This is a genomic window from Bacillus sp. 22475 (genome assembly GCF_052044835.1).
In the GTDB taxonomy this organism is placed as follows: Bacteria; Bacillota; Bacilli; order Bacillales; family Bacillaceae_G; genus Bacillus_A; species Bacillus_A cereus.
Window position 1 is genome coordinate 1 of sequence record NZ_JBQENW010000012.1, and the last position, 19886, is coordinate 19886.

Here is a 19886-nt window from a genome sequence, read left to right on the forward strand (position 1 = left end):
TTAATAATTTGTCTTTTATATTAGGCTTTACTTCACTTACAGGTTTTCCCTCTATAAAATCAACTATTTGACGATAAGTTTTTAAATTATGCTCTTTTTTTATGTTTTCAACTTTCAGTGATGAAAACATAAGCAAAATCGTAAGTACAAAAGGTATTATAAGACCATAATAACCAAAAAAGTAAAATACAGGTGCAATAGAAATAGGAAGTATAATCATTGATGCTAACATGATGTAACTCCACTTAAAGAAAGTTGATTTTTGAAGTTCTTCTTTCATAATCTTTACATCTCCTTTAACTAAATCATCCAGGGAGACATTAAAAAGAATACTCATCATTAGTAAATTATGAATATCTGGATAGTTCCTTTCATTTTCCCAGTTAGAAATAGATTGTCTGGAAACATGAATTTTTTCTGCTAACTTCTCTTGGGACATGTTATCCCGTTTACGAAAATATTGTATCTGTTTACCAATGTTCATTTATACATCTCCCTTAAGTTTGAGGTTAAGTTAAAGACTAATTAAAGACTACCAAATTTCTTTATAATAACGTGATTTTAAGATGTAAAAATGTTTTATCATGCTATTCTCCCCTATTTTTGATTGAGAAGCTTAGCTAACAATTGTTGTAGTTTCGCCTTTTCCAATCTAACCCAGAGAGCCAATGCAGTTCAACTGTTTTATAATCGGTACGACTTTATTTCAAATCTACATTAATGCAAATGACCCTAATAAACGAACAAAATGAAAAAAACTATTTTCAAAGAAGATTAATCTAAACAGTGCAACTTTGTTTTAAACCAGCATTACCAAGCTAAAAAAACGAAATTCGCCTTATAACAAAAAAAGCAACAACAAGATAATATTTTACTTCCGCAAAAATAATACATCAAAAGGTACTCCTTTTGATACACTTCTGTTTATATATTAAGGCCTACCCAATTTAAAAATTCATTTGATCCTCTATTGCAATTACCAAAAACAAAATATATTGGTTAGATTTAATACAAATAAAATTTTTTTAAAATTAGCCTTAATACAAGGCATATAGGTACTTATTTTAATTTCAAATGCTGAAATCTTACAGCGTAGCTACTGAAAATAAAGTAAAAAGACGTTCAAATCCATATGGATAGAACGTCTTTTCACTTTACTTCATACATATACTGATTTTTCACCTATTCATTTTGTATTGTACTTAAAAAATCGATAAATTCATCTTCATTTACAGGTTTACTGTAGTAATACCCCTGAATTAGATAACATGCATTACGCTGTAACACTGTTAATTGTTCCTTCGTTTCTACCCCTTCTGCGATCACTTTCATGTTTAAAGTATGTGCTAGTGAAATAATGGTTTGTATAATTTCATTTCCATCCGTAGAAGTTCCAATCCTATTAACAAATTCTCTTGGAATTTTCAAGGTATCAATTGGATACAAAGGAAGATACGCTAATGAAGAATATCCTGTACCAAAATCGTCAATTGATAAATGTACACCATATGATTTCAATGTTTTTAACTTCGATAAGGTTTCTTTTTCATCTACCATTGCTATTCGCTCTGTTAATTCCAAATCAATCGAATTGGCGGGTACTCCTACCTCTTCTATGGTAGATATGATTGTTTGAACAAAACCTTTCTGTTCAAACTCTATAGCTGATAAATTTATCCCCATCTTTAGATTTACATAGCCCGCTGAATGCCATTCTTTCAGTTGTCGACACGCTTCCTGTAACGTCCATTTCCCAATTGAAATAATCTGCGAAGTTTCTTCCGCGATAGGTATAAACTCAAAAGGTGAAATTAGCCCTAGCTCTGGATGTTGCCAACGTATTAAAGCCTCTGCACCAATAACGATACCCGTCTTACTATCAATTTGTGGTTGATATAATAAAAATAACTCATTATTTTCTAATGCATTCGGTAAATCCTGTTCTAATCGCAATCGTCTTGTTATTTTTTTTGATAATGTCTCGTCATACATGCAAACAGCATTATTACCTTTTTCCTTTGCACTATACATAGCGATATCTGCGTGTTGTAAAAGTGTAGTAGTATTTATTCCTCCAAATGGATACACTGCTATTCCTATACTAAGAGTTAAGTAAAAACTATGTTGATTAACTATAAATGGTTCTTCAGTTATACGAAATAGAGTTTCACATAAACCCAATAGCTGTTGCTCTGTTTGGTTATGGACAATGATCGCAAACTCATCTCCACCTATTCTTGCTAGAGGAATAGTCGGTGAAAGACATGTCCTAAAACGTTTGGCTACTTCTTTTAAAACCCTGTCACCAATCGAATGACCCAGGGTATCATTAATAGTCTTAAAGCGGTTTAAATCAATATACAGGAGTCCAAACTTATCCTGTGATTTTTGTGCACGCTTAATGGATCTATCTAATTCTTGTTGGAAGAATGTTCGATTTCCAATCTCCGTCACCGTATCATGGAATGCTAGATAATTTATCTCATCCTGTTGCTGTTTCATCTTCGTTATGTCTTTTACCATTACATAACTTCCAAAAGTTTGTCCTTCTATCATAATAGGAACAATTGTGACATACCAAAAATGCATGTCCTCCATATTGTTATTTTTTACACGTAACTGTAACGAAGACGAACTACATCGTTTCCCCTTCTTTATAGCCGCCTCCAATTCAGATTTATCTTCATCTAAAAAAATCGAGAAGCACTCTTGTCCTATTAATGCAGCACTGTCTTCTCCTAATAACATACTTCCAGACTGGTTTATATTTAATACAATACCATTTGAATCAATTGTTAATATAGGATCTGGATGATACTCATATAAAGACTTAAATCTCTCTTGATTTTTTACCAAATCATTAGATTTGTTTATTAAATCCTTTGTTCTTTGAGATACTGTTTGTTCTAATTGATTATTAAACACTTTTAATGTTTCGGTTAAATCTTTGTTTTGCATTCGTACAATTGTATGACGAATCAGTACAAATACAAAAGCAATACAATTCCCCGTAATCAATGTAGCTGAAGAAGTTTGCTCTTTCAAAGTAAAACCAATTAAGACTGCAACTGCAAGATAAGGGAATATGACAAGGAGTTTCTTTCCAAATATCGGATTTATAATAAAATAATTTCTTTTAGAAGAAGCATCCTTTGGGATTGTAGCAGCAATGGCGATACATAATAGGAAAACTCTATACAAGCACCTTAATAATATAACGGAACGGTCTGACAAATCATCTTGTAAGTAGAAATACAGATAGTCTGTAATAGCCAATCCAGTTAATACTAGGATAAAAATAAACAATTTACTTTTTGCATTGAAAATAGCGGGTCGAAAGATTAAGGTAAATCCAAGTAATAGAAGCAATAAATCTATAATCGGAAAAATAAATGAGAGAAAAACATCTCCAATTGATAAGAATAAGATATTTGCAGAAGGTTTATTAAATAAATACCACTCTAATGTAAAAATAGCAGTAACAACAATACATAAATCACAAAGTAAATATGCTTTCTCCCATTTGTTACATTCCATCATGATTTTATAAAAGAACGCAAAGAGGAAGAAAAATAAGAAAAACAGTAGAAACACATCAGAAATATTAAAATTTTGTATTGGTAATTCTACATTAAGTACTTGAAAAGCGGATATGAAATTCCCTATCAAAAAACACCCTATTGCAATAGTAATGCAAACCCAGAATACTCCTAACTTAATTTTTTTGGATAATATAGAATACAGTAATGAGATAAATACAGTAGTTTCAACGACTAAAGATGATAGTCGGATATTAAAATCTGATATGAAATAATGATTCGGAAAAACAAATAAAAATATAAAGCAAAAGCTTATATAAGTTATTAAAGCCAATATCAATACATAAAATTGCACATATACATGTTTACGCAATAAGCTCACCTTCTTGATTTTTTCTATACTTTTATTAAAAAATGGCTTGATAGTGGCACAAGTCCTACTAATTAAAATGTGTGCTACCTATTATCCATATTATGACCTTTTTAAAAGATTTCTTTCTACATAAAACAGTCTTGTTAACTTTTTGTAGATGTTTACAATTTTTAATACTGAGGATTCCAAAAAGGATAAGTTGAGAAATGGAGTTTTTTTAGTATTTGGGTATCTTGAATTTGGATGGTTCAACTTATCTACTCTTTAAATACGAGATAGAATATAATCCTCTATTGGATTATAGTTAGTTGCTAACTGTCACACTTAAAAAGGAATGAAAATATACTATCAATAACATAGAAATTTGAGTTAGTTTACGAAACCAACTGTAACTATTATAGTTACAACATAAATTGATGTCAATTTCATATTACTCCCCTTTTTATGGATAAAAGACACCTTTGAACTTTACAAGAGACAAAAAAAGAAGAGGGATTTCTTCTCTCTTCACCAATAAAATCGAACATATTTACAATTAAGGAAGGGCATACATCCATCAAAAGATGAAAGGAACAACAATAGTTCACCTAGTGAATTATAACACAAAAACACTCCCATTAATAGATAATATTAACATTTATGGAATAGTTGTGACAAAATTGTTAAACATCAAAATATTAAAAGGATTTATATGAATATAAATTCCCCTGAAGCTGAGCAAATAGTACCTCCTTACTGCTCTTTTTGTTTTTATTGTCACCCTTTCAAATCATCTTCATATGTTGTATATAGATATCTCCTTTTGGATTGTCAATGATGCCTCTTTCTAGTCCTAATGTATGCCTTACAAAGAGCACTTTTGACAAGTGCTCTTTGTCCTTTGTAATACACTCAATCTATAATAAAGTAATTTTAATGTATGAATAATTTACAGCTGCCTTATTGTATGAATTGTAACTATTTGCACACACTATAATTGGAAAGCTTGAATCATTGTCATTAAAAAATGTTCAGCACTTCCGCTCCTTAAGAGAACAGTCTACGCAACTGTTCTCTTTTCCTTTTTTACAAAAAAAAAAAAACAGGGCAAGCACAGTTAACTACGCTACGATTAATTGCATTGCAACATTCTCAACGTTCCCTCAACAATTTCTCAATATTTTTCATGGACAATAGCACACTTCCTCAACGTTAATAATATCTTAATATTAAATACTGCAAGGAGGCGCTAGAAAATGACTTGGTTCATTATTTTAGGATTTATGCTTATTTTAAGTATAGGCGGCTTTCACCCACATAGTATTCATATCATTTTCAAAATAGATTCAGATACAAAAGCTGTGCCAAATTGGTCTTTCGTTAATAAAATAAACTTTCGAACATTTAAAGAGTTGTTAAAAAACCCAAACAGGAATAAACTCAAAAGCCTTACCATAGGAGAGCTGTTTATCCCTTTAAGTCTATTCAATAAATTATTTGGCAAAACATTAATTTTTCTAATCCTATTCTTCTATTCTCAATTCTTAAACTAAATATAATATGAGATGAGTAAAAGAATAGCAGTCGCCGACCATAACAAACAACAGACCGCCTATTACAGACGGTCTGTTTTAAAACAAATTGACTACCGAAACAGATTTGTTTCGGACTATTCTCGTTACTATAATTGTACGTAGAATGATAGACTAGAACTTCCACTTAGTCTTGTTCTGTAATTTCTTCTCTTTTTGAAGGAAGGCCTTTAACTTTTTTAAATAATCAATTTCCATACGTAAACATTCATTTTCATCTTTTAATGTCTCTATAACCCCTTCAATAGTTGCATTATTTAACTTTGATCTTATCTTTTCCATAGCTGGATCCCCTTTCTTCTTTTTATATAGGAATTCCACGCCTTTTAAATCATATATTTCCCTTCACCTACGAACTATTGCAATAAATTCTTTAACACAAAAAATCCATTTATTTCATTTGTTTGTATTTTATTTCGCAGAATTTGAGATATATCTTTTGAAAAATCCCCTGTATTCCTTCTATATTTATCTCTCCTAAATAAATCGTAATACATATTATACCCAACAAATTTGTAAGCTTTAATCTTATTTTTAACAAAGCATTCTTAATTTTAAATAGACATAGCACTTCATACTGTCAACTCCCCCTATATTGATAAATACGAATCATCTAATTTATTTGACATTCCAATGAATTATGACAGGAAAATATATACATTAAATTAAACCTAATGTATCTTTGGTTTGTAAGTCGTAGTTAGTTGGCCAACTTTCAATACAATTTAATAATTAAGAATAAGGGGGATTTAAAAATGAATCAATTATTAAGGAAAAATAAGAAAAAAATGATGTATCTAGTCGGTTTACTTCTAATTTCTCTATCAATGTTTTCAACTACAAGTTTTGCAGCTACAGAAGGTGCTGTAAAAAGCGTTACAAATAGTAGTTATACTGGAATTGCAGCCGATATATATTTACCAAAATCAGTTGTTGTTAAGGATGGATATGTGAATTGGTATTTAGGTATTGGAGCATCTAAAGTTGAAGGTGGTATTTCAAAAACACCAAGTGGATATAAAGTATTTCTTAATTCAGGATATAATGAATCAGGTCAAAATAATAAGTATTGGAACACACAATATGATACATCAATTAAAGATGGTGATCGAGTAAACATTAAAATAATTAATAACGGCAATGGTACGGTTACTATGTATGTAAATGGAATCCCTAGATATGCAAATCAACCTGTATATGGCTCATTTTCTCAATACGAACCAGTAAAAATGGTTCAGGGCGTTGAAGATACTGGACGTAATTCTTTTAGCCAAGCTAACTTTTCAAACGTACTTCTAAGAGCAGATACATCTGGATCTATCTACAAAAGTTGGAACGGTTCAATTTCTTCCTCATTTTCTAAACACGGTACTTATAGTAACAATTTCACAGTATATTCTCAAGTACCCTTAAGCGCAAGTTTACGCTAAGGTGGTTCTTGTATACGAAAATTTTTTAAAAAGGTAGCTGTATGTACCTTTTGTACAGCTACCTTTTTCATACTTTAATGCAAAAAGCGTGTCAAAAATAAAAAGATGAAATTGTAAGTATGTTCACTTCTCAATTTCATCTCTTCTAAAAATTGTATCTCACCAATTCTCTTGTTCCTCGCTATTCTACCAAATTAATAGCAATACATTATGTAGGTATAGGTTTATACTATTCTACATTTAAATACATATAATATTGCCTATACTTTGTTATTTTCATGTGTAACTAATTCACTATATATCTCTTTCTCTATATTTTTCAAGAGAATTTCCAACCTATTTTTTGTAGCTAGATTAAAATGTGGATTTAATTCTTTTATTATAAATTCAAGTATCTCAAAGCTTATGTAATCTCCTAATTCAAGTGAATATTGATCACCCAAGAAAGTTTTTAATTTTTTAGAGATCTCCACTTTATCTTTTTTGGTAATATTTACCCCATCCGATAACAAACCTCTCTTAGATTAGTCTTAAATACTAATTCAAACAGTTTTTATAGCATAATAAAAATATTTTGGCATTAATATAAATCATATAATGAAATTTTTAAAAATAAATAAAAAATATACATCATAATCACTAAACAATATATTATGCATCATAAACATATATTGGTTCGTCATAAAGGCGTAAACATTTTGACCAATTTCCACATAACGTTTCCCATTCACCAGCAGGATATACTTCCGTACGCAATATATGAAGTGGTATACGTAAATTCAATAACCGACCACTAAGCGTCGTACGAGTAACTCCCGCTGGCATTAAAAACTTTGCTTCAATTACCTTTTTCAGTTCCATCAACGAGTATTCTGGATAACTCATCAATATTTCATTTGAATGAGGCCAGACCTCGGTATCATTTGAATGACGGCGTACCGTATACTCATGTTGATATAAGCCGACAATACGATGCCATATCTCTAAATGGGTAAATAAATCGCTATTTAAATCCCTTGCATATAAAAAATATTCTTGTTTATTTGCTTCTGTAATTTTTGCAAGCAAACGTTTATTAGCAATACTCTTACCTGACCAAATTATTGTAGATTCTTTCTTTAAATTATTTACCCATTCCCCCATTGGTAATAAATGATTCCAAGCACGAATTTTTATTTTTTCATCAGGTACTACCTGTACAGCAACGCGTTTACAACCTAATGCCATCATAGCCTTCATACGATGGGCACCATCAAGTAACAGATAATTACCATCACTAAGCTCAGATACTAAGGGAGGATTCCGTAAAACACCTTCGCTTTCCATTACACGACAAATTTGTTCCAATCTTTTGTGTTCATATGATTCATGAAAGCGAATTTGCTTGGGATGTAAGAGATCTAAGGCCGAAATAATTTCACTCATAAAAACAGCTCCTCAAATAATTACATAAATTCTAAGCTTATCAAATAACTAATTTTCTATAATGATTAGTCGTGTTTAACGATATTTAGAAGCCATTAAACAATTATTTCAAACTACGTTTTAATAATTTTACTAGTCTTCTAATAAAACACCAATTTCATTTTCCCTAGCCCTTTGATAGTAATAAGCAGCAATGGCTACATCAAATATGGCCATACCCATTGGATTAAATAATATTGCTTTGTCATAAGGGAAATTTTGCAGTGCTCCTCGGATTACAACGTCAGCAATTGATATTGTATCTTCTTTTTGTAAACCTCTTTCAAGGTGCATCCTTTCAACATCAGTTTTTTCACGACAGACTTCTTCCCAATTATCAACAACTAGGGATTTTGTATATTCTAAGATATCAGGCTTAAAATCACGAAGAGAAACATTGAGTAGTAGTGCTCCATCTTTTGGTTTCTTATCGATATAACCTTCTGCAGAAACAGTACAAGTAATAAAAATATCAGCATCATTATAGGCTTCTTCATATGCATTAACCTTTTGAGTTTTAGAATAAATTTCCTCAGGAATTAATTCTTCTTTAATTCCATTGATATCATATAAGTAAACACTTTCGATTTTATCGCCTAATAGGGCAGTTACCATCTTTAAATGCATCTGACCAATAGGTCCAAATCCAATAATTCCAACCTTAATATTATTTAAATCTCTTAACTTGGCAAACTCTCGAATCATTAACCCTGTAACAGAAGCTGTTCGTATTACACTAACCATTGCTGTATTAAGTGTCGCAAATGGTTTCCCAGTCATAGCATCATTTAATATAGTAACTGAATGTGCACGTTGAATACCTTTCTCAATATTCTTTGGAAAACTAGCTATCCATTTGATTCCTGAAACCTTAAATTCCCCTCCAATATAAGCTGGCATAGCAATAATTCTATTAGCCGGATCATCGAAACGTAAGTATGGCTTAATTGGCTGAGAAAAATCTTCTGAATCAAGACTTTGTACTGCCTTTGAAATGACATTTATTGTTTCTTCCCAATTAACACCCATTTCATTGATATGTTTAGTATTTAAATACATCATAATTGCTTCCTCATTTCTATATCATTTTTATAAAGAAACTAACTGGTCTTCTACTGATTTTTGTGTATTAAGCCATTCTACCCATTCTACGTTGTAAATAGTAGATGTGTAAGCTTGACCATTATCAGGACATAAGAAAACAACATTAGGGGTATTTTGAACATCCCTATTTTCAAAATATTTTTGGATTGCATAATAAGAAGTCCCTGATGATCCACCGGCAAATATTGCATGTCTATTAAATAGCTCATAGCAACCTGCAACAGTATGAACCTCCGGTACAATAATTACATCATCAATCAATGCTTTCTTAACCATACCAGGTATCATACTGGCACCAATTCCTGGTATGTATCGTTTACGAGGCTTATCACCAAAAATAATGGATCCTTGACTATCTACCGCAATAATTTTAATATTAGGGAATTTTTCTTTTAATCGTGTAGATACCCCAGCGATAGTTCCTCCAGTACTCACTCCAATGAAGGCATAATCTAGCTGATTAAAATCATTAGATATTTCTCCACCAATTCCTTGATAATGAGCTTCAAAGTTATCGGCATTATTATATTGATTTGTCCAGTATGCATTAGGAATAGTATTTAAAAGTTCTTTCACCTTATTTAAACGCGTTAATAAATAGCCACCTGTTTCATCTCGTTCATCCACTTTAGCTACTTGATAGGAAGTTGCTCTCAAAAAATTCTCATAACTATCATTAATATTTGGATCAATAACTGGTATGAATTTTAGACCAATATACCTACAAAGAGTAGCAAGAGCAACCGCAAAGTTACCAGATGAAGATTCGATAATCGTAGAATTTTCAGTCACTTCACCGCGACTTATTGCTGATTTTAAAATATGGTAAGCAGCACGTACTTTAACACTATTCATTAAATTGTAATATTCTAGTTTTGCATACAGATTAATCTTTTCATGCTCTAATTTAATCATAGGTGTGTTGCCGATTACCCTTTCTAAACTCTCTAATTTCTTGAGCATAATTTGCTTCCTTTCTTGATTAAAATCTAAAAAAATTAATTAAACATTTGCAAATTCAAATATAAATCACTTTTAAATAACTTATATTCAGGTTTACTTTAAATGTCCTTTCGAATGTAGCTCAAATAGAACTTATAGCTGAAAGACAATAAATGCTAGATTCTTTAGTAGCGGTAAGCTAAGCACCATTCAAGTACTGCCATAGCACTATTTAGCTTGTTTTCGGCTTGGGTAAATACAATACTTTTAGGTCCATCAATAACTGTTGCTGCTACTTCTTCACCCCGGTGTGCTGGGAGGTCATGCATAAAAGTAGCTTCCGGATATAAAGTCAAAATTTCCTCTGTCACTGCAAATGGATTAAATGCATCTTTCCATAAAGGATCTATTTTGCTTGTCCCTGTTGTTTGCCACCTTGTTGTATATACAACATCCACTTCACTAGGTAACATTTTTATATCATGACATTCAATAACTTTAGCACCAGAAAATCGTGCATATTCTTTTGATTTTTCAAGTACACTTGGGGACACTCCATAACCAGCAGGTGTAAAAAGATATAACTCTGTACCTGGAAAACGAGATAAAGAAAGAGCTAGAGCTGCTGCACTGTTATTACCTTCTCCCATATATAAAACCCGTAATCCAGCTATTTCACCAAATTTTTGTTTCATTGTTGTTAGGTCTGTTAGTGCTTGTGTTGGATGTTCTTCCGCACTCATTGCATTAATGACTGCCATACGACTTTGAGATGCCAGTTTTTCCATTTCCTTTTGACTATCTGCAGTTCTTGCTACTAGTCCATCCAGCATTCGCGAAAGTACTTGAGTAGTGTCTTCTATAGACTCCCCTGTATTTTCTTGCAAATCATTTGGACCATACGATACAATTTGTGCACCCATCTTTAATGCTGCAACAGAAAATGCCGATCGAGTTCTAGTCGATGTTTTACGGAAGTAAATCCCAATTATATTTCCAGCTAATATTTGATTAGGTTGCGATTTACCTGTGGCAAACTCTACCCCACGAGTTACAATTTGATTAATATCACTATCAGTAAGATCCTCAAGAGTAATTAAATGTTTTCGAATAGCCATTATCATATTACCTCCCTTTTGAATAAGTGCATGTAACAAAAATGTATTTACATATATATGTAAATAAAAACTATTAAAACAGCTAAGGTAAAAAATAATAGATTGCAAATATAATTCATGTGGATCCATTACCACACTTTTCTATATTTGTTTTTAAACTAATGTATAGCAGTTGACATATAGCCTATATGAACTCGAATACTATTTTTACTCATAAATACTTAAATATAATTCTATTGTTAGTCTATATTCCTATTTTTTATGATATAGCTCTGCTGAATATATTACACACTACAACGATAAAAATATACTCAAAATACTGAATTTTCAGCTTTCTCAATTCTTTCATCAATTTTCTGTCAATTCATACTTGAATTCTCTTTTTTACTAATAATATACATACAATGTTGGCCGTTTCTTTTATAGCCCCATCTCTAAAAAACCCACCCATTCAAAAGTATCGTTTTCCAGATTGTCAGTTAAGATGCAAATTACTGCTGCAGTTATTAAAGAGCCCTCTTTAAAAGAGATATACTCCTTCTACCGGCTCGCTATTAGTAGTAATGATAATCTCTTAATTGTTACAACTACAACGTTAACAATTGTTATTGCAACCATTGATCTAAGTAAACAAACAATGAATGACATACTAATATATACACAAAGTAATCTATTAAGCGTAAAATGATTGCATATCCAGCAAGTTTAATTACTTATTCAGATATTTACTTTTAGAATTTTCAAAATTATATTCCCAAAAATTTTCTTTCCTTAGAGAAATATCGATCATTTTAAACTATGTAAGAATGCTTATCTTCTATAAAGTAATTACACAAATCAACAAAATCAATTTCAATTATTGATTCTGGAAAACTATCTAAAGAAGCACAACAAGAAAGCTTATAATCTTTACCAATAGTAAACTTTTTATAATAAACCTCATTAGATAGCATGTCACCATAAAATATTGTATTTTTATTAATAACAAAAGAGTTTAAAGGTATAGTTAGTCCTTTCCCTATCCATTTAACAAAGCTTTCTTTTATAGTCCATAATTCATAAAACACATCTAATTGTTGTTCTACATTTAATGAATTTAAATAATTAAATTCTTCCTCAGTAAATATATTTTTAATCATTGTAGTATCTATGGTCCGGACTTTTTCTACATCTATTCCTACTTCTTCCTCATGAATAGCTCCAACAACCCAACTTTCAGAATGTGATATATTAAAATGAAAATTATTTAACTGATCAACATAAGGCTTTCCGTATTCATTGTATTTATATTTAATATCTTTATTTTCTTTTGAGAAATTTGTAGTAATTAAATATCTTATTATAATGTCTCCAATTAAGGCGCTATATTGGTCGGGCTTTCTTTTATATTTCTGTATTTTCATCTGCTTTTCTTTTGAGACCAAACGCATAAGTTTCTGCATAATATGATGTTCTATATTTCCTGGCACACGTACCTTATATATATTCATTATTTCCTTCCCACCTAACATCTTATATAAATATAAAAAACTCTCAATGAACAATTCCTATTTATTTTTGATAGTAAAAAACATTTTCAGAGGATAATATTCTATTTTACATCCATATTTTCCAACCTCTTTATATTTATTATTGAATGGGCTCAAAGAAAAAAGTCTCATAATATGTTATACACGAATTTATGAGACTTTTAGAAAAATAATAGTGTACAATTTCAAATAATATTTCACTTATTTACATGTGCTAATAAGAGCATTTGTTTAAAATTCATTTTTATACTCTTTACCAATTCATGAATATGCGGTTTCTCTAACATACTCAGATGGGAACCTGGCACTTGCAAAGCGTATACTTCCCCTGATGTATATTCATTCCATCTGTTATAATCTACTAGTGGGTGAATGTCATTAATAGATGCATTAAATAGAAAGATATCTGCTTTTATTTTTTGTTTACAATTATATTTTAGGTATGCATATCTATTAGCTATCATTACTTTTAACTTATTCATCATTGGATCTTCAAAATTTTGCTGATAACTATTTTCATTCAATGTAAATTTTTTCAGTAAAGATTCTATTAATTGTTCTTCACTCATTTGCTCAAAACTATTTTTCTCAATCCCTAGCTGATCATTGAATTTTTCCAATTCTTCAAATGCATTCCTAATATTTAAACTAAGAATCTCCTTACCTTGTTCAATAGGATGAACATCAAGTAAACCTAGAAAACTAACTTTATCACCTAGTTCTTCTAATTTTCTAGCCATTTCAAATGCAACTATTCCACCAAAAGACCATCCTAATAAGGTATATGGCCCTTCCTTTTTTACTTGTTTAATCTCTTCTATATATCTTACCGCCATTTCCTCTACAGATAAGTTTGGAAATCTACTATCATCATATCCTATAGATTGTAACCCATATACAGTCTTATCCTCTCCTAATTCTCTAGCCAAATCATAATAGTTTAATATACCCCCGCCTTGCCCATGAACAATGAACCATTGACTATCCTTGTTTGTTCCATTTTGAATTGGAATTAAACACTCACTGTCTATTCCTTTATTCTTACTTATTACATCACTTAATTGTTCAATAGTAGCCTTTTGAAATAATAAACTTAATGGCAGTTGCACATTAAACATTTTCTTGATATTTTCGAATAACTTTAATCCCTTAAGAGAATGACCACCTAATTCAAAGAAATTATCATTTATACCAATATTATTTACGCCTAATATACTACTCCAAATATCAATTAAACTACTATCTATTTCATTTCTTGGTGGTACATAATTACTATTGCTCATTGTATTTAGCTTCGGTAACTTGCTTCTATCTATTTTCCCATTTTGTGTTAATGGTATATTGTGAATTGGTATGAGTTGTTGAGGTATCATATAATGTGGTAACTTTGTTGCTAAATATGCTCTTACCTCTGGAATACTAATATCTTTTTCGGTAACTACGTATGCACATAAATACTTTTCTCCAGCTTCATCTTCTTGATCTATTACTACGGCCGTTTTGATTGTCTCATATTTTAACAAACTCGCTTCTATCTCACCTAGTTCTATTCGATATCCCCTTACTTTCACTTGATGATCAACTCGGCCCAAGTATTCAATGTTACCATCAGGGAGCCACCTTGCTATATCTCCTGTTTTATATAGTTTCTCACCAGGTTCAAATGGATGATCAATAAATTTATCTGCTGTTAATTCTTTTCGATTGATGTATCCTCTAGCTAACCCTATGCCAGAAATACATATTTCTCCTGGAACGCCTATAGGTTGTAGCCTGTGAAATGAATCCAATATATAAATTTTAGTATTTAACAATGGCGAACCTATCGGTACGTTTTGTGTTGTAATTTCTTTATCCGTCTCATATTGATAAGATGTACAACAGACTGTAGCCTCTGTAGGTCCGTATCCATTTAATATTTGGAGGTTCCCTCTAAATAGATGATCGTATTTTGCGAGTAATTCTGTTTTAATTGGTTCTACTCCTACAAGTAGCTTATTTAACACTATCTTCTGGTTATCTCTAACAAAATAATCATATATTTCATTTAATAAAGTAGGTGGAATATATGATAACGTGACCTGTTCCTCAAGAATGACTTGTACAAGTTTTGGTACATCAAACTTCTCACCTTGATAAATAGTCATTCTTGCGCCATATACCAATGGGACAAATATTTCAAATATGGTAACATCAAAAGAGATGCTACTAGAGAATAGAACGTTATCAGATATCCCTATATCTTGAGAGAAATCTTCATACATTGCACACACAAAATTCGTTAAGGATCGATGTTCAATCATTACGCCTTTAGGTTGTCCTGTAGAACCTGATGTATAAATAACATACGCTAAGTTGTGAGGTTCTATCATCATTTGCATGTCTTCTCCTTGCTCTTCTTCAAAAGACATATCCATTAGATCTATTACATTACCTTGGAATTCTATCTCCTTTATAATAGAGTTTTGATGTACTAATACATGTGAACATCCACTGTCTATAAGCATATACTCCACTCTTTGTTTTGGTAAGTCAGTATCAATCGGTAAATACGCCCCACCTGCTTTTAAGACACCTAATATACCTATAACCATCTCGATAGAGCGTTCCATCATCACGCCAACAATGGATTCTCTTTTAACTCCTTGGTCTAATAACCTTCTCGCCAACCGATTAGCTTTTATATTTAACTCATTATATGTAATTCTTTTTTCATTACATACAACGGCTATTTGATTAGGGTTCCGTTTTACTTGTTCTTCAAACATTTTATGCACTAAAAAATGATTAGAATTAGAATTTGAATTCTCTTTTTTGTTAAATTCATTCATTATACAATGTTCTTCTTCTACAGATAACATATTAATATTACGCAATCGTATTTTAGGGTTATTAGTTACTTCCTGAACTATATTTGTAAAATGTACCATTAACCTTTCTATTGTCTCCGCTTTAAATAACTTAGTACTATATTCTACTTTTAAATGAATGTTATTATCTATTTCCGTTGCTACTAATGACAAATCAAATTTTGAAACTGACTGCTTAAATTGATACGGTGTAAATTCTAATTCACCAATAGATATTGGATTCATATCCATATTTTGAAAAACAAACATGGTATCAAATAATGGATTTCTACTTGTATCCCTATGCAAGTCTAAATCTTCTAATAGTTCTTCAAAAGGATAGTCTTGATTTTCATAAGCTTCTAATGTATTGAGTTTTAATCTACTCAAAAACTCAATAAACTCATCGTCATTTTCTAGATAATTTCTCATTACCAAAGTATTAATAAACATACCAATCATATGATTAGTATCAGAATGAGACCTTCCAGCAATTGGCGAACCTACAATAATGTCTTCTTGACCTGTGTATCTAGATAAAAGTATGTTATAAATAGCCAATAAAATCATATATGGCGTGGTACCAGTTTCAGTTGCTAGCTTATTTACTTTAAAAGTTAAATCTGTTCCCAAATTAAAGGAACAAACCTTACCTTTAAAGCTTTGTATAGTCGGTCTTTGAAAATCGGTTGGAAAATTTAAAACCGGGAGTTCTCCTTTTAAAGTTGTTAACCAATAATTCTTTTGTTCACTAATTAGATTCTTATAGTAAGTTCCATTTTGCCACATCACATAGTCTTTGTACTGCACTCTCAATTTTGGAAGTTCATTTCCTTTATACAATTCTACAAACTCTTTTATTAATATCCCCATTGATAAACCATCAGAGATTATATGATGCATATCTACTACAAGGATATGTCTTTCTTCTGCTATCCTTAAAAGCAACACCCTTAATAATGGAGATTTTGATAAATCAAATGGACTTATAAACTCATGTATTAAATAATCCGCATCTTTTTCATTTACATGAACGTATTTAATATTGAATTCTACATTAGGTTCAATTTTCTGCACTAATTCTCCATCTAAAATTTGAAAAGAAGTTCTTAATATTTCATGTCTTTGTATTAAAGATTGAAATATATTTTCAAACTTATCTTTACAAATATCCCCTTCTACTTTAAGTATTGTGGGCATATTATAAGTTGTATTTGTACCATCTTCGAATTGATCTACTATAAACATTCTCTTTTGTGACGTAGAAGCTAAATAATACTCTTGTTGTTTTATAGGTTCTATGGAAATATAATTACTTTTTTCCATTTCTAATATACATTTTGAAAAATCAATCAAAACAGGAAATTTAAATAGGATTTTAATAGATAATTGCACATCAAATTCTTTATTAACAATAGAAATTAACTTAGCAGCCTTTAATGAATGACCACCTATCTCAAAAAAGTTATCCTGTATTCCTACCCTTTGAATTCCTAAAACATCTTTCCAAATCTCAACTAATTTTCTTTCTGTAGAATTTGTCGGCTCTATATGACTAGATTTTAAATTATAAATAGGTTGAGGTAATTTTTTTCTATCTATTTTTCCGTTTTGTGTTAACGGTATGTTTTGAATGGGTATGATCTGTTGAGGTATCATATAATATGGTAACTTTGTTGCTAAATATGCTCTTACCTCTGGAATAGGAATATCTTTTTCGGTAACTACATACGCGCATAAATACTTTTCTCCACTTTCATCTTCTCGCTGTATTACTACGGCGGTTTTGATTGTCTCATATTTTAACAAACTTGCTTCTATCTCACCTAGTTCTATTCGATATCCCCTTATTTTCACTTGATGATCAACTCGTCCCAAGTATTCTATGTTACCATCAGGTAGCCATCTCGCTATATCTCCTGTTTTATATAATTTCTCACCAGGTTCAAACGGATGATCAATAAATTTATCTGCTGTTAATTCTTTTCGATTGATGTATCCCCTAGCTAACCCTATGCCAGAAATACATATTTCTCCTGGAACACCTATAGGTTGTATCCTGTGAAATGAATCCAATATATAAATTTGAGTATTTAACAATGGCGAACCTATCGGTACGTTTTGTGTTGTAATTTCTTTATTCGTCTCATATTGATAAGATGTACAACAGACTGTAGCCTCTGTAGGTCCGTATAAATTTAATATTTGGAGGTTCCCCTCAAATAGATGATCGTATTTTGCGAGTAATTTTGTTTTAATTGGTTCTACTCCCACGAAAAGTTTATTTAACAATATCTTCTGATTCGCCCTTACAAAATAATCATATATTTCATTTAATAAAGTAGGTGGAATATATGCTAACGTGACCTGTTCCTCAAGAATGACTTGTACAAGTTTTGGTACATCAAACTTCTCACCTTGATAAATAGTCATTCTTGCGCCATATACCAATGGGACAAATATTTCAAATATAGTAACATCAAAAGAGATGCTACTAGAGAATAGAACGTTATCAGTTATCCCTATATCTTGAGAGAAGCCCTCATACATTGCACACAAAAAATTAGTTAAGGAACGATGTTCAATCATTACCCCTTTGGGCTGGCCTGTAGAACCTGATGTATAAATAACATATGCCAAGTTGTGAGGTTCCATCGTTAACTGCAAATCTTCTACTTGTTCTTCTTCAAAAGGAATATCCATTAGATTTATTACACTACCTTGGAATGCTACTCCCTTTATAATAGAGTTTTGATATGTTAGTACATGTGAACACCCACTGTCTGTCAGCATGTATTCCACTCTTTGTTTTGGTAAATCGGTATCAATCGGTAAATACGCCCCACCCGCTTTTAAGATACCTAATATGCCTACAATCATCTCAATAGAGCGTTCCATCATCACACCAACAATGGATTCTCTTTTAACTCCTTGTTCTAATAATCTTCTCGCCAACTGATTAGCTTTTATATTTAATTGCTTATATGTAATTTCTTTTTCATTACATACAATCGCTATTTGATTAGGATTCTGTTGTACCTGCTCTTCAAATAATTGAGGAGCTGTTACAGTCTCACAAAGTAATGTTTTATGAACTCTAGTCGTATGATTGAAATCATATAATATTTGATTCTTTTCTGTTTTAGACATTACATCTAGATCCATTGCAGATTTATTTGGATCTTTCATTAATATATCTAAAATATTATATAAATGATTAACTATTCTACTAACTAATCCTTCACTATATAAAGTAGAATTGTAATCCACTTGAACCTTTAACTGTTCTTCATTTTTCATAAACCTAATAACCATATCAGAGTTTATTTTATCTGTACTCTCATAACAATGAATATCATCTAACATTACTATTGTATTTAATAAGGGAAGATTATTACTCTCTCGATCTAGACTTAATAATTGAGTAAGTTTATTAAAAGGAAAATGACAATGTTCATTTGACTCTAAAATTGTTTCTTTAATTTTATATATTATTTCTTTAAAATTATCTTCTTGATTTATTTGAGTACGTAATAATAAAAAGTTGTTTTGAAAAACCGTCTCTTCTTGACCTTGTTTAAAAACTGGCATTCCAATTACTACATCATCCTTATCGGTATATCTACTTAAGAGATATTTCACACCTGATAATAAAATAGTGTACAGTAACATATCAGAATTATTGCTAATTGCTACAGCTCTCTTCGCAATATCCGATGGGAATTGACAATAATAACTTTCTTTAGAAGCCTGAATATTATTTAAAGACAGACAATCACAAGGAAATCTACTTAACTCAACATCACCTGATAACTTGTCTAACCAATATTCTTTTTCTTTTTTAAATTTTTCACTAGATAATAAAACCTGCTGGGTAAATTTATCAAGCATTTTTTCTTCCCACCATTCTCTATGATATTGATACTAAATACTACATATTTAGTGGTTATGTTCCCCATAGACCTAT

Annotated in this window: 13 protein-coding genes; 3 read left to right on the forward strand and 10 right to left on the reverse strand. The window is 30.9% G+C overall.

Features of this window, described 5'->3' with window-relative positions; all coding sequences use genetic code 11:
* A partial coding sequence (locus ACTJJY_RS19055; protein WP_440606278.1) for a helix-turn-helix domain-containing protein occupies nt 1–484 on the reverse strand: 484 nt, incomplete at its 3' end.
* 698 nt (nt 485–1182) lie between these two features.
* Nucleotides 1183–3912, reverse strand: coding sequence for an EAL domain-containing protein (locus ACTJJY_RS19060; RefSeq protein WP_440606279.1), 2730 nt, complete (start codon nt 3910–3912; stop codon nt 1183–1185).
* 1235 nt (nt 3913–5147) lie between these two features.
* Here ACTJJY_RS19060 and ACTJJY_RS19065 point away from each other — a divergent pair.
* Nucleotides 5148–5444, forward strand: coding sequence for a hypothetical protein (locus ACTJJY_RS19065; RefSeq protein ID WP_375869515.1), 297 nt, complete (start codon nt 5148–5150; stop codon nt 5442–5444).
* 153 nt (nt 5445–5597) lie between these two features.
* Here ACTJJY_RS19065 and ACTJJY_RS19070 read toward each other — a convergent pair whose 3' ends face one another.
* A complete protein-coding gene (locus ACTJJY_RS19070) occupies nt 5598–5765 on the reverse strand; it encodes a hypothetical protein (protein WP_162900608.1) in 168 nt (55 codons plus the stop codon).
* A 473-nt stretch (nt 5766–6238) separates the two neighbouring features.
* Here ACTJJY_RS19070 and ACTJJY_RS19075 point away from each other — a divergent pair, with 473 nt between their 5' ends.
* Entirely contained in the window at nt 6239–6913 is a 675-nt protein-coding gene (locus ACTJJY_RS19075; RefSeq protein WP_440606280.1) for a hypothetical protein, read from the forward strand.
* A gap of 260 nt (nt 6914–7173) precedes the next feature.
* Here ACTJJY_RS19075 and ACTJJY_RS19080 read toward each other — a convergent pair whose 3' ends face one another.
* From ACTJJY_RS19080 to ACTJJY_RS19100, 5 genes are all read right to left on the reverse strand, one after another.
* On the reverse strand, nt 7174–7425 hold the full coding sequence (locus tag ACTJJY_RS19080) for a DUF2164 family protein (RefSeq protein ID WP_153582167.1): 252 nt from the start codon (nt 7423–7425) through the stop codon (nt 7174–7176).
* Between the two features lie 139 nt (nt 7426–7564).
* Nucleotides 7565–8338 carry a ParB N-terminal domain-containing protein gene (locus tag ACTJJY_RS19085; RefSeq protein WP_089607881.1) on the reverse strand — a complete coding sequence of 258 codons (774 nt, stop codon included), beginning with the start codon at nt 8336–8338 and terminating at the stop codon, nt 7565–7567.
* Nucleotides 8339–8470: 132 nt separating this feature from the next.
* Nucleotides 8471–9439, reverse strand: a complete 969-nt coding sequence (sbnB, locus tag ACTJJY_RS19090; RefSeq protein WP_440606281.1) for a 2,3-diaminopropionate biosynthesis protein SbnB — start codon at nt 9437–9439, stop codon at nt 8471–8473.
* A gap of 27 nt (nt 9440–9466) precedes the next feature.
* Nucleotides 9467–10444 carry a 2,3-diaminopropionate biosynthesis protein SbnA gene (gene sbnA, locus ACTJJY_RS19095; protein ID WP_440606282.1) on the reverse strand — a complete coding sequence of 326 codons (978 nt, stop codon included), beginning with the start codon at nt 10442–10444 and terminating at the stop codon, nt 9467–9469.
* Nucleotides 10445–10608: 164 nt separating this feature from the next.
* Complete coding sequence (locus ACTJJY_RS19100; RefSeq protein ID WP_001007707.1) at nt 10609–11541, reverse strand: ornithine carbamoyltransferase; 933 nt, start codon at nt 11539–11541, stop codon at nt 10609–10611.
* A 472-nt stretch (nt 11542–12013) separates the two neighbouring features.
* Here ACTJJY_RS19100 and ACTJJY_RS19105 point away from each other — a divergent pair, with 472 nt between their 5' ends.
* Nucleotides 12014–12229 carry a hypothetical protein gene (locus ACTJJY_RS19105; protein WP_440606283.1) on the forward strand — a complete coding sequence of 72 codons (216 nt, stop codon included), beginning with the start codon at nt 12014–12016 and terminating at the stop codon, nt 12227–12229.
* Nucleotides 12230–12332: 103 nt separating this feature from the next.
* Here ACTJJY_RS19105 and ACTJJY_RS19110 read toward each other — a convergent pair whose 3' ends face one another.
* Both ACTJJY_RS19110 and ACTJJY_RS19115 read right to left on the reverse strand, forming a co-directional pair.
* The gene (locus ACTJJY_RS19110) at nt 12333–13031 is read right to left on the reverse strand and encodes a 4'-phosphopantetheinyl transferase family protein (RefSeq protein WP_440606284.1); all 699 of its coding nucleotides are present in this window, start codon (nt 13029–13031) and stop codon (nt 12333–12335) included.
* Between the two features lie 236 nt (nt 13032–13267).
* Complete coding sequence (locus ACTJJY_RS19115; RefSeq protein WP_440606285.1) at nt 13268–19810, reverse strand: amino acid adenylation domain-containing protein; 6543 nt, start codon at nt 19808–19810, stop codon at nt 13268–13270.
* Between the last annotated feature and the right edge of the window lie 76 nt (nt 19811–19886).